Source organism: Pseudomonas sp. 478 (assembly GCF_003254125.1).
Classification (GTDB): Bacteria; Pseudomonadota; Gammaproteobacteria; order Pseudomonadales; family Pseudomonadaceae; genus Aquipseudomonas.
This window is the reverse complement of record NZ_QKZG01000002.1, coordinates 267,813-281,955: the sequence shown is the minus strand read 5'-3', so window position 1 is coordinate 281,955 and position 14,143 is coordinate 267,813. Positions and strand designations below refer to the sequence as shown.

Below are 14,143 nucleotides of genomic sequence, written 5' to 3'. Positions count from 1 at the left end.
AACCAATCTACTGATTTTAGTCCCTCATGGTAGGTGCGATTCGACTGTATCGCCACTTGAGAGCTCCTTCGGGTCGATTCGCGTACCGCGCGCGCAACCAAGGGCCGCTATTGGCCCAGAGTGTGTAAAAACGCATCCGTCATTTTGAAGTCCGCGTTGCTATGTAAAATCTGCCAGCGCTCGCTCAGTCAACGGACCTACAATTTGCGTAGAAACACGATTTCCGGGCTGTTTTCGTCCGCAGCTGCTGGTCAAAAACGTTTTTACACAACCTCGGCCGAAAGCGGACATTACTCATGCTGTCCAAATCTGCGAAATCGAATCGGGTGGTGCCCAGTCCCCTAGCGTAGAATTTCCAAAACACGAGCCCACCCGAGACGGACCCTCAATGCAAACCCCCGCCACCCAACACCCCCTCTGGAAAACCTACCTCCTTTTCCTCGCCCCCATGGTCCTCTCCAATTTCCTCCAATCCATGTCGGGCACCATCAACAGCATCTACATCGGCCAAATGCTCGGCACCCAAGCCCTGGCTGCCGTGTCCGGCATGTTCCCCATCGTCTTCTTCTTCATCGCCCTGGTCATCGGCCTCGGCGCGGGTGCGGGTGTGCTCATCGGCCAGGCCTGGGGCGCCCGTGAGCCGCATCTGGTGAAAACCATCGCCGGCACAACCTTGTTGTTAGGCGCAATGATCGGCCTGACAGCGGCGGTGCTCGGCAGCGTATTCGCAAGGCCCGCGTTGCAGGGTTTGGGGACTCCGGCCGACGTTATCGACGACGCCGTGTCCTACGCCCACGTGATGATGTGGATCATGCCGTCGCTGCTGGTCTACGTGCTGTTCACTCAATTGCTGCGCGGGGTAAGCGATACGGTGTCGCCGCTGATTGCGTTGGTGGTGTCGACGTGTATCGGGTTGGCGCTGACGCCGGCGTTGATTCGGGGTTGGTTCGGGTTGCCGATGATGGGGATTCAGAGTGCGGCGTATGCGGGGTTGGCGGGTAATTTGTCGGCGATGGGGTGGCTGGCGTGGCGGTTGATTCGCAAGGGGCATCCGTTGGCGCCGGATCGGGAGATGTTTGCGGCGATGCGGCTGGATCTGGTGATTCTCGGCAAGGTGTTGCGTATCGGGTTGCCGACCGGGTTGCAGATGGTGGTGTTGTCGGTGTCGGAGTTAGTGATTCTGGCGCTGGTGAATCAGCACGGTTCGCAGGCGACGGCGGCGTATGGGGCGGTGACGCAGATCGTCAATTACGTGCAGTTTCCGGCGCTGTCGATTGCGATCACGGCGTCGATCCTCGGTGCTCAGGCGATTGGGGCAGGGCGGCTTGAGCGCATGGGGCCGATCCTGCGCACGGGGCTGTTGATCAATGTGTGCCTGACCGGGGGGTTGGTGGTGTTGGGTTATCTGTTGTCGCACTGGTTGCTGGGGTTGTTCCTCACGGATGATTCCACCCGGGCGAAGGCGGAGCATTTGTTGCACATCATGCTGTGGAGTCTGTTGGTGTTCGGCTTCCAGGCGATTGTCGGCGGCATCATGCGCGCCAGCGGCTCGGTGCTGGTGCCGATGGCGATTTCGATTTTTTGTGTGGTCGGGGTGCAGTTGCCGGTGGCGTATGTGCTGGACGGGCAGTTCGGGTTGCAGGGGGTATGGATGGCGTTTCCGGTGGCGTACCTGGGGATGCTGGTGTTGCAGACGGCGTATTACAAAATGGTCTGGCAGCATCAGAAGATCGAGCGGTTGGTGTAGGCGGGCGGGAGGTAGCGGTGCTGAACATGCAGATGATTAAAGTAGACGATAACGGTTTGGATCAGCTCCGTGATGCGCTGACCCGAGCGAATTTGCCCTGCGACGATGTCAGTGAACCAGACCGGCAGTTTTACCGTTTCGAAGTGGCGGGGAAATGGGTGGCTTTTGGAGGGCTGGAGGGTTCGGCTCCCGACATGTTGCTTCGCTCCATGGTGGTGTGTGATGAGCGTCGTGGAAAAGGTTTGGGCAAACAAGTGCTGCTTGCACTGGAGCAGTGTGCGGCCTCGCAAGGCGTACTCCGACTGCACTTGTTGACGCAAGGGGCTGCCGGTTTTTTCGCCGCCAATGGCTACGAACGGTTCGACAGGCAGGAGGCGCCTGGCGCTATCAAGCAGACAGCCCAGTTCGAACATTTATGCCCGGCGTCTGCGAGTTATCTAAGAAAAACGTTCAGTGCATCTCCAAACGACAACTTCGACCCCAGGTAAGCATTGGCACAGGCGATATCGTCATCCCCCAACGCACCGGCATCGGCAGCCAGCCGAAGTTTGGCCGGCCCGACCCGCTCCTGATTGAGAAACCCGAGTTGTCCGAGCGGGCGCTGTAGAGGTGCTGCAAACCTTTTTCCCCGGCATCGTCGAGGTTGGCGTTCGGCTCATCCAGCACGATGATCGACGGCTCGCCATACAGCGCCCCCGCTAGACCACTGCGCCAAACAAGTGCCCCACCAGTGCCGTAATCCCCATGGCCAGAGCCCCCCAGAATGTCACCCGCCAGGCGCCGGTCAGGACCTTGGCCCCGCCTGCCTTGGCGGCAATGGCGCCCAACGTCCCGAGAAACACCAATGACATGCCCGAAATCCAGGGCACCACGCTGTGCTCCGGCGCGACAAACGTCACCGCCAGCGGCAACGCGGCACCCACCACGAAACTGGCGGCGGAGGCCAGGGCGGCCTGCAAGGGTTTGGCGGTGAGGGTGGCGCTGATGCCCAGTTCGTCCCGGGCGTGAGAGCCCAATGCGTCATGGGCCATCAATTGATCGGCCACTTGATGCGCCAGTTCGGGTGATACGCCGCGATGCATGTAGATGTTGGCGAGTTCGATGTGTTCGGCTTTCGGGTCGCTCGCCAGTTCTGCCCGTTCGCGGGACAGATCGGCGCGCTCGGTGTCGGCTTGGGAGTGCACGGAAATGTACTCGCCAGCGGCCATGGACATGGCACCGGCCATCAACCCTGCCATACCGGTGACCAGCAACGTGGCGTGGCTGGCGTTGGCGGCCGCGACGCCGATCAGCAGGCTGGCGGTAGAGACAATCCCGTCGTTGGCGCCCAGGACGGCGGCGCGCAGCCAGCCGATACGATCGCTTCGGTGGGCCTCGGTGTGCCTGTGCATGAATTTCATTGTTTAACGGGACTCCCTGTCATTGGGCGGTTTAAATCGGACGGGTTTCGAGCGGTCCGGCAATCGGCGTCAGCGGGTTTCAATCTGCGCCTGCAACTGGCCGCCGACAATGGATATTTCTTTGAACTGTTCACCCTCGCGCAGCACGAACAACGCGTCCATCCCGCGCTCCTGAGCCAGGCGCGGGCCCTCGGTTTCGCCCAGGACCATCAGCGCCGTGGCCCAGGCATCGGCGAGCATGCACGAGGCGGCCACCACGGTGACGGCGGCGAGTGGGTTGCACAGCGGCGCGCCGGTGGCCGGGTTCATGGTATGAGCATAGGACTGACCGGCCACGTCCACCCAATGTCGATAGTCCCCGGAGGTCGCGATAGCGGCATCGCCAAGTTCCATCACGCCCATGACTTCACGCACGCCCCGGTTGGGCTTTTCCAGGGCCACGGCCCAGCACTGGCCGTCAGGTTTGACGCCCCGGGCGCGCATCTCGCCATCGATGCCGACCAGGTAGCGGGTAATGCCCAAATCCTCCAGGCAACGCGCCAGTTCATCCACGCCAAACCCTTTGGCGATGCCACTCAAATCAAGGTTCAGCGGCATGCGCTTGCGCACCTGATTGCGTTGCGGGTCAACCACCAACGCGGCGCTGGCTGACAGCCGGGCGCCGGGCGCAATCGTGCCGATCGCTTGCTCGGTGACTGTCTGTTCCTCGGGGCCGAATCCCCAAGCGTTAACCAGATCACCGACAGCGATGTCGAACGCGCCGCCGGATTGCTGACTGACGCGCAGTGCAGCAGACAGCACCGTGGCCAGTTCCTTGGGCACGGCCACCCATTCCTGCTCGGGGGCGGCGTTGAGGCGGTTGAGGTCCGAGTCGGGTTTCCAGGTGGACATTTGCTGGTCCACCCGGGCCACGGCGCGCGCCAGGCGATGGCCAACGTCGTCGGTATCGATCCCGGCCCCGGCATAAAACAGGGCGGTATAGCGGGTGCCCATGGTTTCGCCGTTCAGGCTATAACGCTGCAACTCAGTAGACGTCTTCACGGTAGCGTCCTTGTGCCTTGAGCGTCAGCACACTCAGGTTGAGAGGTGCCAACACTTCATCGAGGGCCTGCATCACGCCTTTGGCCATTTCGCGGCTGCCGCACACCAGCACTTGGGCACCTTTTTCAATCAGTCGGCGCAAGGCCAGAGCATCGCCGATCAGCCGGTCTTGCACGTAGCTGCGGTCCTGAACCTGAGAGAAGGCGGCGCGCAGTGCCGTGAGGCGTCGGTCCGACAGGTATTGGTTGAGCTCCGGTTCATAGAGGAAATCCGAGGCCGGGTTGCGCCCGCCCCAATACAAGTGCATCGGGTGTCGGGCCGTGTTATTGCGGATAAAACCGGCCAGGGGACCGATGCCGGTACCGGCGCCGATCAGGATCACCGGGTGCGTGCCCGATGCCGGACGAAATTGCGGGTTGGGCTGGATAAAGGCGTCGATCTGCGCGCCGATGTCCAGACCATGAAGGAATTCCGAACACATGCCACCGTTGTGTTTACGCACACAGATCTCCAGCACGCCGTCCTGGGAACCGCTGGCCAGCGAGTAGAAACGCGGGATCGGGCTGCCCGGGGGCAGAATTCCGACCAGGTCGCCGGCCAGAAAGCCCGGCAACTCGCCGGCGGCTTTGAAGCGCAGTATGTGGGTCGGCGCATTCACCTGTTCGCCATAGGCAATCCGCTCTGTCAGCTGCAATTGATGGGTACGCGGCTGCTGCGGGGTGTGAACCAGTGTCAGGTCCTGCCCCAGTACTTCGCCCAACGCGTGGCCCCAGCGCGCAAATTCCTGAGAGGACTGGCGGTTGATGGTTTCGAGGCCCAGTAACGGCGAGCCACCGGCCTGCAACATCGCGTCCTGCACCTGATGGGCATACTGACAGAATTGCGCAAACTGGCGGTCGCCCAGGCCCAGCACTGCAAAGGGCAGGCCGGGCTTGAGGCCGGTTTTGCCCAGCCGCGCCAGGAACTGCGAAGCCGAGGCCGGCGCATCGCCGTCACCGTGGGTCGCAGTGAGGATGAACACCCGTTGGGCATTGCGGTAATCGCCCCTCCATTCATTCATCGCCGCGCTATGCACCTGATGGCCACTCTGGTGCAAGGCGTCGTGCAAGGTGTTGGCGAAACCCCAGGTGCTGTTGTTTTCACTGCCCACCAGAATCACGCTGTCGGCGCAGTGGGCAGGGCTGTTGTGGCGGATGTTCGGGCCAGCCTTGCGGCGGCGCCACCACAACAGGATGCCGGTCACGCTCATCAACGGCACGCAGAGAGCGCAGAGCCCCAGCGGCAGGCCCAGCCACCAGAGGCCTTCGCCGGTGTGCAGCTGATAGATCAATTCGTAGAGGTTGTGCATCGAGTCGTGGGCTTGATAGGACAGCAAAGCGCCGCTGGCCTGATCCACGTAGCCGTCGCCCTGGGCCGTGCGCAGGGAAAACACGTCTTGCGCATTATTGGGGCTGGGGTAGACCAGCTCGCGCAGGTCGTTCAGGTCGGTGGCCTGCAAGGCTTGCAGCTTCGCCACCGGCAAGGCCGGGCCGGCGCTGACGTGGGCGGGGAAGGCGGGTTCATTTTGACTGCCGTCGGCGATAAAACCAAAGGTGGTGGCGGACATGTAAAGCCCGGTCAATGCCGACAGCAGCAGCCCGAGCAAGGCCAGTCGCCCGACTTCAGCATGCCAGCGCTGGCTGAAGGTGCCCCGCAGTGGCCGCAGCAGGTTGCGCCAGCCGCCCAGGCGCCGGGCCAGCAATAGCGCACCGGACACCGACAGCATCAGCATGAACAGCGCGCCGACACCTGACACTCCATGACCTGGCGTGCCAAGGAACATCGAGCGGTGCAGCTCTTTCACCCAACGTGAGAACGCGGAGGGCTCGTAAGGTGCGAGGCCTTGGCCGGTCAGCGGGTCGACCTTTTGCGCCCCGGCCTGGCCGTTCTGGTTGTAGTAGACGATCACCGTGCCGGACGCTGAGCGCTGGATCTGCTCCACGCCCGGAAAGTGGCTGGCAACGCGCCCGGCCAGTTGGCCGACGTTGAGTTGTCCGGCGGGAGTGGACGTGCTGTGCAGGCGTTCCAGGGCCGGGTCGACAGACAGGATCGCGCCGCTGATGGCCAACAACATGACCAACAGGGCGGCGATCAGGCCAGGTAGGGAATGGAACTGACGAAGCATGTTCAGCCTCCAGTAATGGCGGGTGCTACAGATCGTAAGTAAAGGAGTCGACGTAGGTACTGCCGGTCGCCGGCTTGCCTGCGCCCTTGGACGTCAGGGGCACGCTGACATCGGCGCGGGCGTCACGTTTGTCCTCGACGGCGCTGTCGATGCGGATCTGATACCCGGCATCAATCAGGGTGTCTGCCAGTTCGACGCTGACTTTGAGCGTGCGCCCACTGCCGACACTGGCGCCGCTGACCCCGTCAAACTCGCTTGGGTTCATCCCGCTGCCACGGGCCCAGTCGCCCAGGTGCTTGTAGTACTTGGCCTTCTTGCCGGCCACCCAGAGGGTTTTCTGGTATTGGCCATTGGCGTCGGTGACGTAGATCGCCAGGTAGGCATCATTGCCGCTGTAGTCCTTGAGCTGTGTGGTCAAGGTCACTTCACGGGCCTGGGCCAGCCCCGGCAGGGCAATGGCGCCGACGAGGCAGGTTGCTGCGATGATCTTTTTCATGGCGGTGTCCTTTTGATCGTTAGGTCGAGAGCCTGGACCTGCTTGCTGACAGCAACCTGAAGCGCAGGAAAAACTCATCGACAGGTGAGGCGTCATTCGCTGAGCGGAGTGCCGAGGTAGTCCCGGGCATCGCCGTCGTCCCGGAAATGGATCTCGAGTGTGTGCAGGCGCAGCGATGCCGGTGAATAGCTGGCTTCGATGGCATTGCCTTTGCGGTCCAACCCCTTGAGCTCGTAACAACCGTCGTCGACCTTGATTCGCTGCACGCTCCAGCCGTACTGCCGCTCTACCTGCTGACGCAAGGTTTCGCGCGGTTGCCAGTCGCTCACCGGGTCGCTGCAGTCGTCATCGGCCAGGGCATAGCCGCTGAGCAGCAGACTCAACAGCGCGGCATGGGCAATAAAACCTGATTTCATGATCTGTCTCCTGCCGAGGTCGGCGTCTGTGGCATACCCTAAGGTGCATTCCTGACAACCAGCTGAATCTTCAGGTTCACGTCAGATAAGGCGATTAAGGTGCTGCACGACAACCATCACAGGAGGTGCCAGATGCGGGTTTTATTGGTCGAGGACGCACAAGGGTTGGGGGAGGCGGTGCGCGAACAGATCGCCGATGACGGCCACGCAGTCGATTGGGTGCAGCGCCTGGACCATGCGCGCAACAGCGTACGCACCACGCCTTACGACCTGATCCTGCTGGACCTGATGCTCCCGGACGGTCGTGGGCTGGATTTTTTGCGTCAGCAACGCTCGGCAGGGGACGTGACCCCGGTGATTATCCTGACGGCCCAGGATCAGATTTCCGATCGTATCGCTGGCCTCAACGCGGGCGCCGACGACTACCTGGTCAAACCGTTCGACCTGTTTGAGCTCTCGGCCCGTGTGGCGGCGGTGGCTCGGCGTTATAGCGGCAATCCCAATCCGCAGATCAAGCTCGGTGATTTGCAGATCGACATGAGTGCCCGTACGGTGCTGCGGGCCGGTGCGACGGTGGATCTCACCGCGCGGGAGTGGGCGCTGTTCGAGGCGTTTGTGCAGCGCCCCAGCGCGTTGCTGTCCAAGTCGCAGCTGGAAGAACGGTTGTATGCCTTCGGTGCCGAAATCGAGAGCAATACCATCGAGGTCTATATCAGCCGTCTGCGTAAAAAACTCGGGCGCGACCTGATTGAAACCGTGCGCGGCATGGGCTATCGGTTGATGTCCGCATGAAGCCGCCGTCAAGCCTGCAAAAACGTCTCGGCCTGGGGTTGACGTTGGGCACGACCTTGCTTTGGCTGGCGGCGACCGTCGGCGCCTGGCTGGTGGTGCAACATGAATTGAACGAGGCGTTCGACAGTGCGCTGGAAGAGACTGCGCAGCGCATCTTGCCCTTGGCTGTGCTGGAAATCAGCAACCGAGAAAATCCCAGTGAGGCACAACATGTCGCCACCCTGAAAATGCACAATGAATACCTGACGTATCTGGTGCGCGATGCCAAGGGCGAGATCCTGATGCAGTCCCACGACGCCAACCCGAAGATCTTCAACAAACAACCGGTCGAAGGCTTTTCAACCACTAAAAAATATCGTCTGTATGGCGCCAGTGCGCTGCGTGAGACGGTGTTCATCGAAATCGCCGAACCTCTGAAACATCGCCGTGAAGCCGCGCGGGAAGCGTTGCTTGCCTTGTTGTTGCCATTGCTGGCGCTGATTCCCATCAGCCTGTTTGGCACCTGGATGTTTGTACGCCTCAGCCTGCGCAGTGTATTGGCCTATCGGCGTGCCGTGGAGGCGCGCGGCGTGGGTGATCTGTCGCCGATCAACGTGGCGCGATTGCCAGCTGAAATCGGCCCGCTGGCTGAGGCGGTCAATCATCTGCTGGAGCGCTTGCGCAAAGCTTTGGAGGCCGAGCGCAGCTTTACGGCCAACAGCGCCCATGAACTGCGCACGCCACTGGCCGCGACCCTGGCGCAGGTCCAGCGTTTGCATCACGAAGCGCCCGAAGGCCCGTTGCGGTTACGCGCGGCTAAAATCGAAAACTCGTTGCGCGAACTGACGCGGCTCTCGGAAAAACTCATGCAACTGGCCAAGGCCGAGGGGGGGGGGCTGTTGTCCGAAACGCCTCAGGACCTCATTCCGTTGCTGGCCCATGTGGTCGATGAGTGGAACCACAACAGTGGGCACCGGATCGAGTTGCACCTGCCAACCCAGGCCAGTGTGTATTCGGCGATTGATCCGGACGCCTTCGCCATCCTGTTGCGCAACCTGATCGAGAACGCGCTCAAGTATGGCGCCGCGGATCAACCGGTCGAAGTCAGTCTCACCGATCAAGCGATGCTGCGGGTGGTCAATGGTGGCCCGGCGGTGCCCGAGCCGGTGTTGCGGCGCCTTACCGAGCGCTTTGTGCGGGGTAACAGTGAAACCAGCGGGTCGGGATTGGGGTTGGCGATTGCCAAAACCATTGTGCAGGGTGTCAACGCGAGAATACGGCTGCTCTCGCCGGTGACAGGTCGAACGGATGGATTCGAAGTCTGCATCTGGTTTGCGCTCGCGGCGAATGTCGAAGGCTGAGGGCACTTGATAAAGGGCAGGCGCGTTATGGCCAAGCTTGATGTCAGCCACCGTCAGATCGACAATCCATGAGTGACCGTGTGATGCGAACCGACAGGCGTGATCGCCTGAGGAGGTTTTCAAATGAGTCCCTCATCACCCACCATTCTGCAGGACCGAGCCGCTGCCGGGCGACGTCTGGTGGAACCGCTGCTCAAATACGCGCATCGCCCCGATGTCATCATCCTCGCCTTGCCCCGTGGCGGTGTGCCGGTGGCCTATGAAGTGGCCGCTGCACTGGACGTTCGTCTGGACCTGATGCTGGTGCGCAAGCTGGGTGTTCCGTCTCATCAAGAGTTCGCCATGGGTGCCATCGCCAGCGGCGGCATCCAAATTCTCAATGAACACGCACTTCGGGTTCACCCGATTGACCCGGCCACGTTCGATGACGTGGTCGCACGGGAAACCCGGGAGCTGTTACGCCGCGAGAAGGTTTACCGGGGAGCACGCGCGCCTGTGCAACTCAAGGATCAGGTGGTGATCCTGATCGACGACGGCCTGGCGACAGGCGCCTCGATGTTGGCGGCGATCCACGCGGTGCGTGCGCAAGCGCCGTCTCGCATCGTCGTCGCCGTGCCGGTGGCGCCGATTGAGACGGCGGAAGCGCTGCGCAGTGAGGTGGATGAGCTGATATGCCCGATCATTCCCGACTGGCTGATGTCGATCAGCCGTTGGTACATGGACTTTACCCAGACCGCGGATGCCGAGGTCATCAAGCTGTTGCAGCGGGCGTGGCAGCGAGAGTCCAGCGCCGCTCAGCACTGTTGACTCAAGAGGGATGCGCGGTCTCTAGCCAGTCTTCAAACCGGGTCGCTCCAACAATAGGGTTATCGCCGGGGGTGAGGGACTTGTCATTGATCGGGGCGCCGAAGTAAGGAACCGTGTCATCCGGGACGGCTTCGCGCGGGTCGTTGGTGTGTTTCAGGTACTCACTCACGAACTCGACGATGGGGCGGCGATCGGGACCTGCCACTTCCACGGTCTGATTGATCGGCGCTTGTTGAGCGATAGCCGTCAGCGCGGCCGCGACATCCACCGAGGCCACCGGTTGCAGGGCGGCGGAGGATAAATGGATGGTGTTGCCGTCCTCGCGACCCGAGTAAGCAATGGCACCAATGAATTCGAAGAACTGCGTGGCCCGCAGGATGGTATAGGGAACGCCCGAGGCCTTGATGAGTTTTTCCTGGGCCATTTTGGCCCGGAAGTAACCACTGTCGAGCATCCGCTCGGTGCCCACGACGGACAGGGCAACATGGTGTTTGGTGCCGGCAACCTTCTCGGCAGCGAACAGGTTATGCCCGGCAGTCTCAAAGAAATGCAGCGCCGCGTGATCCTCGAATGAGGGGGAGTTGGCCACGTCGACTACCACGTCGGCGCCCTTGAGCGCGTCCGCCAGGCCTTCGCCGGTGATGACGTTGATGCCGGTACTCGGTGACGCTGATATGACTTCATGCCCCAGATCCTGTAGGTTCTTGCAGACTTTGCTGCCGATCAGCCCGCTTCCTCCGATGATGACGAATTTCATGGCCGGTCTCCCGATGCGGTGTGTTGGGACTGTCATTAAACACCCTGGCAGCGGTCCTATCGGGGCGGCCATTGGCGTGGGCCGACAGGTGGTCGAAGTCTGAAGGGCAGGTGGAATTAACGGCGTTTGTTTGCTTTAGTCCACCTATCGCTGGCTCACGTGTGCGGCACCTCAGCTCATGACGGGAGCCCAACCGGAGAGCCCCATGAAACACCGATTCCCGACCTGCGCCGTGCTGGTGGCCGCCCTTGCATTCGGCGCGTTGCCTTGTGTCCAGGCGGTCGAATACACGCAGGTCAATGAAACCGCCAGTACGATTTCCTTCACGTATAAACAGTTCTCTTCGCGGGTGTACGGTACGTTCCACAAGTTCGAGGCCACGCTTGATTTCGACACGGCGCACCCGTCGGCAGGCCGGGCCGCGCTCACCATCCAGCTCGACAGCATCGACGCCGGAAGCAGCGACGCCAACAGCGAACTGCAAAAACCAGCCTGGTTCGACACGGCAACGTATCCAGTGGCGACGTTTGAATCGACCGGCGTGAAAGTGCTGGGCAACAACCGTTACTTGATCACCGGCAAACTCACGCTCAGGGGTATCACCCATGAAGTGGAGGTGCCGGTACTCTTGAAGGCCGAGAACGCCATCGGGATTTTCGATGGGCAGTTAACGCTCAAGCGCAGCGACTTCAAAATCGGTGAAGGCGAATGGGCCGACGGTGTTGTCTCCGACAAGATCAATATCCGGTTTCGGATGGTTGCGCCGCAGCGGTAACTCGGCCAGGCGTGCGTGGCGTCGGTTATGATAGGCACGCCCGCGAACACACTCTTCACGTCCGCCCCAGAGCCAGAGCCACGAATGCCCCAGATCACCCATTTCAAAACCCCGTGCCCCGAGCACATCAATAGCCAGATCCTGCAGATGGTGGTCGATTACCTGACCGACATCAGCATGGTCGCTATCGGGCCGAGCAACCTGTTGTACAACGTGTACCAGTACGCGATCGGCTACGAGGTTCACCTCTATCTGGAGGCGTTGAACGGGGCGAAAGGGATTGCGGTGGAGTTGCTCGTCGCGACCGACGAAGACGACCCCGAGAAGGTCATCGGCTTCCTGCTGTACCTGCCGGTCAAGGACGATCCCGATGCATGCGGTGTCGCGTATATGGCGGTGAGTGCCAGCCATCGGCGCCAAGGTATTGCCCGGCGGATGCTGCAGGAAATGGTCGGCCGCTACCCGCATGCCGAACTGACGTGCGCGGTGGCCAAGGTGCCGTATTTTGAGGCCATGGGGTTTCAGGTGGTGGGCGTTCGCGCGACTCAAGTGCTGATGAACACCCGTGATCACGGCAGCGACGGCTTGATGGCTCTGCTGGACGTGGCGCCGATCTACAGCTCGCTGGAGGTACGGCAGATTCATACGTACCTGCTGCAAAAACACGGCAAGCGCGCGATGCTCGATGCGGAAAAACAGCGTGACCGGCATCTGGACCAGATGACGCGCAAAGCCAATGAATTTGTCCGCGAGCGCCTGGGTGAACTCGGTTAACTGTGGGGATTTTTGTTGTCTTTTAGATAGCGCAAAGCCCGGCAAAATGCCCAATGCTGTTCACTTAAGCGCGTTCTTGAATCGGAGAAACCTGTGGCGAGGGAGCTTGCTCCCGCTTGAGTGCGTAGCACTCACAAAAATCGGCAATGATTGTCAGATTTTTGGGGCCGCTACGCAGCCCAGCGCGAGCAAGCTCGCTCGCCACAGAGGTACGCACGATCCAAGAACGCGCTTAAGTGAACAGTATTACGGCCAAATGCCGGGCTTTTTCTTGTCTGGAAATCGTGCAGATAAAAAAGAGCCTCAAAGCTCTTTGATGGGGAGGAAGAAGAGCCCTCGAGGCTCAAGATGCGCATGAAACAAGTGGTGAGCTTGGTAGGGGTTCATTTCACTCACCACTTACGCAACGGCTTGAGTCAACAAGCGGCTGCGTAGAATCATCGTAGAAAGTTGGGGGTTGGCGCTCAAGTACCGCTAGTCGAATCCCCTGGCCACCCGGCCCGGCGCAAGGCATTGAGCAGCGTCCCGGCGTCCAGTCCCGGCACCGCATGGCCATTGCCCTCGGCGGTGTCGGAGGCCAGCAAGGCATTGATGATCGCTTCCTCCACCGCCTCGGTGGCGGCCAGGAACAACTCGCTGATATGGTCGTTGTTGACCATGCTCAGGTTGTCGGTGGTCGGCGCACGCTTGCTCTCGTAAGCGGCCGGCGGCACGTGCTGGTTGCCGGTGGCGAAGGCGATGAAGATGTCTCCGCTGTGGTCTTCATTACCGCCGCCGGTGCGGGCCAGGCCGAGGCTGGCGCGCTGCGCGAGGCGCGTGCACTGGTGCGGCAGCAACGGTGCATCGGTGGCCAGGCAGACGACGATCGAGCCCATGCCCGGATGCGGCAAGGACGCCTTGAGGAACGGCGAGTCGGCCTTTTCCATGTAACGCCCGACCGGATAACCGTCGACGCGCAGTTCGTTGCGGATGCCGTGGTTGGCCTGGACGATGGCGCCGACGGTCCAGCCGCCCTGAGCACTGTTCAGACGCCGCGAAGCGGTACCGATTCCGCCCTTGAATTCGTGGCAGATCATGCCGCTGCCGCCGCCGACGGCGCCTTCGATCACCGGACCGCCCACCGCCGTGCGCAGGGCTTCGGCCACATGTTCAGGCTTCACATGGAAACCGTTGATGTCGTTGAGCAGACCGTCAAAGGTTTCCAGCACCACTGGCATGTTCCAGTAGAGTCGCCCGTCATCGGGCTGGTTCTGGCGATCCAGCGTCACCAGCGCATCGCGCACCACACCCAGGCTGTGGGTGTTGGTGAAGGCGATCGGGCTGGTCAAAAGGCCTGCTTCGCGAATCCACTCAAGACCGGTCGCATCACCGTTGCCATTGAGCACATGGACGCCGGCAAAGCACGGTTGCAGGCTGGTGGAACCGGCACGCGGTTCGATCACGGTGACGCCGGTCAGGATGTCACGGCCGTTCGCCGTGCGTCCTCGCACATTGCTGTGGCCGACCCGTACGCCGGGCACATCGGTGATGGCGTTGAGCGGACCGGGTTGCAGTTGGCCGAACTGGATGTTCAGGTCGCGGGCACGTGGTTTCATCGTTTCTCTCATCTCATGGCAGAAAAAGTGGGCCAGGTT

The 14,143-nt window shown here is 61.3% G+C and carries 14 protein-coding genes; 7 read left to right on the top strand and 7 right to left on the bottom strand.

Annotation, left to right across the window (positions count from 1 at the left end):
• Positions 1-388: 388 nt before the first annotated feature.
• Both DFS28_RS04965 and arsN2 read left to right on the top strand, forming a co-directional pair.
• Positions 389-1,747 carry an MATE family efflux transporter gene (locus DFS28_RS04965; RefSeq protein ID WP_111448820.1) on the top strand — a complete coding sequence of 453 codons (1,359 nt, stop codon included), beginning with the start codon at positions 389-391 and terminating at the stop codon, positions 1,745-1,747.
• Between the two features lie 26 nt (positions 1,748-1,773).
• Positions 1,774-2,235: an arsenic resistance N-acetyltransferase ArsN2 gene (gene arsN2 / locus DFS28_RS04960; protein ID WP_111449119.1), complete on the top strand. Its 462-nt coding sequence runs from the start codon at positions 1,774-1,776 to the stop codon at positions 2,233-2,235.
• Positions 2,236-2,445: 210 nt separating this feature from the next.
• Here the strand turns inward: arsN2 and DFS28_RS04950 are convergent, their stop codons facing one another.
• The 5 genes from DFS28_RS04950 to DFS28_RS04930 form a co-directional block, all read right to left on the bottom strand.
• A complete protein-coding gene (locus DFS28_RS04950; protein WP_111448818.1) occupies positions 2,446-3,147 on the bottom strand; it encodes a VIT family protein in 702 nt (233 codons plus the stop codon).
• Between the two features lie 69 nt (positions 3,148-3,216).
• Positions 3,217-4,188 carry an FAD:protein FMN transferase gene (locus DFS28_RS04945; protein WP_256596781.1) on the bottom strand — a complete coding sequence of 324 codons (972 nt, stop codon included), beginning with the start codon at positions 4,186-4,188 and terminating at the stop codon, positions 3,217-3,219.
• Positions 4,172-6,352: a PepSY domain-containing protein gene (locus tag DFS28_RS04940; protein WP_111448817.1), complete on the bottom strand. Its 2,181-nt coding sequence runs from the start codon at positions 6,350-6,352 to the stop codon at positions 4,172-4,174. Before DFS28_RS04940 ends, DFS28_RS04945 begins: the two co-directional genes overlap by 17 nt.
• A gap of 25 nt (positions 6,353-6,377) precedes the next feature.
• A complete protein-coding gene (locus DFS28_RS04935) occupies positions 6,378-6,848 on the bottom strand; it encodes a DUF2271 domain-containing protein (RefSeq protein ID WP_111448816.1) in 471 nt (156 codons plus the stop codon).
• A gap of 92 nt (positions 6,849-6,940) precedes the next feature.
• Positions 6,941-7,264, bottom strand: a complete 324-nt coding sequence (locus DFS28_RS04930; protein ID WP_111448815.1) for a PepSY domain-containing protein — start codon at positions 7,262-7,264, stop codon at positions 6,941-6,943.
• 132 nt (positions 7,265-7,396) lie between these two features.
• On the opposite strand from DFS28_RS04930, the gene DFS28_RS04925 reads away from it, so the two are divergent.
• The 3 genes from DFS28_RS04925 to DFS28_RS04915 all read left to right on the top strand — a co-directional run bounded on the left by DFS28_RS04925 (position 7,397) and on the right by DFS28_RS04915 (position 10,203).
• Positions 7,397-8,056 (top strand): response regulator transcription factor, encoded by a 660-nt coding sequence (locus tag DFS28_RS04925; RefSeq protein ID WP_111448814.1) that lies wholly within the window; start codon positions 7,397-7,399, stop codon positions 8,054-8,056.
• The gene (locus DFS28_RS04920; protein WP_111448813.1) at positions 8,053-9,396 is read left to right on the top strand and encodes a HAMP domain-containing sensor histidine kinase; all 1,344 of its coding nucleotides are present in this window, start codon (positions 8,053-8,055) and stop codon (positions 9,394-9,396) included. The genes DFS28_RS04925 and DFS28_RS04920 overlap by 4 nt, the downstream gene beginning before the upstream one ends.
• 123 nt (positions 9,397-9,519) lie before the next feature.
• Entirely contained in the window at positions 9,520-10,203 is a 684-nt protein-coding gene (locus tag DFS28_RS04915; RefSeq protein WP_111448812.1) for a phosphoribosyltransferase, read from the top strand.
• Between the two features lies 1 nt (position 10,204).
• Here the strand turns inward: DFS28_RS04915 and DFS28_RS04910 are convergent, their stop codons facing one another.
• On the bottom strand, positions 10,205-10,960 hold the full coding sequence (locus DFS28_RS04910) for an SDR family oxidoreductase (protein ID WP_111448811.1): 756 nt from the start codon (positions 10,958-10,960) through the stop codon (positions 10,205-10,207).
• Positions 10,961-11,165: 205 nt separating this feature from the next.
• On the opposite strand from DFS28_RS04910, the gene DFS28_RS04905 reads away from it, so the two are divergent.
• Together DFS28_RS04905 and DFS28_RS04900 are read left to right on the top strand one after the other, a co-directional pair.
• The gene (locus DFS28_RS04905; RefSeq protein ID WP_111448810.1) at positions 11,166-11,735 is read left to right on the top strand and encodes a YceI family protein; all 570 of its coding nucleotides are present in this window, start codon (positions 11,166-11,168) and stop codon (positions 11,733-11,735) included.
• An 84-nt stretch (positions 11,736-11,819) separates the two neighbouring features.
• Positions 11,820-12,509, top strand: a complete 690-nt coding sequence (locus tag DFS28_RS04900; RefSeq protein ID WP_111448809.1) for a GNAT family N-acetyltransferase — start codon at positions 11,820-11,822, stop codon at positions 12,507-12,509.
• Between the two features lie 464 nt (positions 12,510-12,973).
• On the opposite strand, the gene DFS28_RS04895 is transcribed toward DFS28_RS04900, so the two are convergent.
• Positions 12,974-14,104, bottom strand: coding sequence for a P1 family peptidase (locus DFS28_RS04895; RefSeq protein ID WP_111448808.1), 1,131 nt, complete (start codon positions 14,102-14,104; stop codon positions 12,974-12,976).
• Positions 14,105-14,143 lie beyond the last annotated feature (39 nt).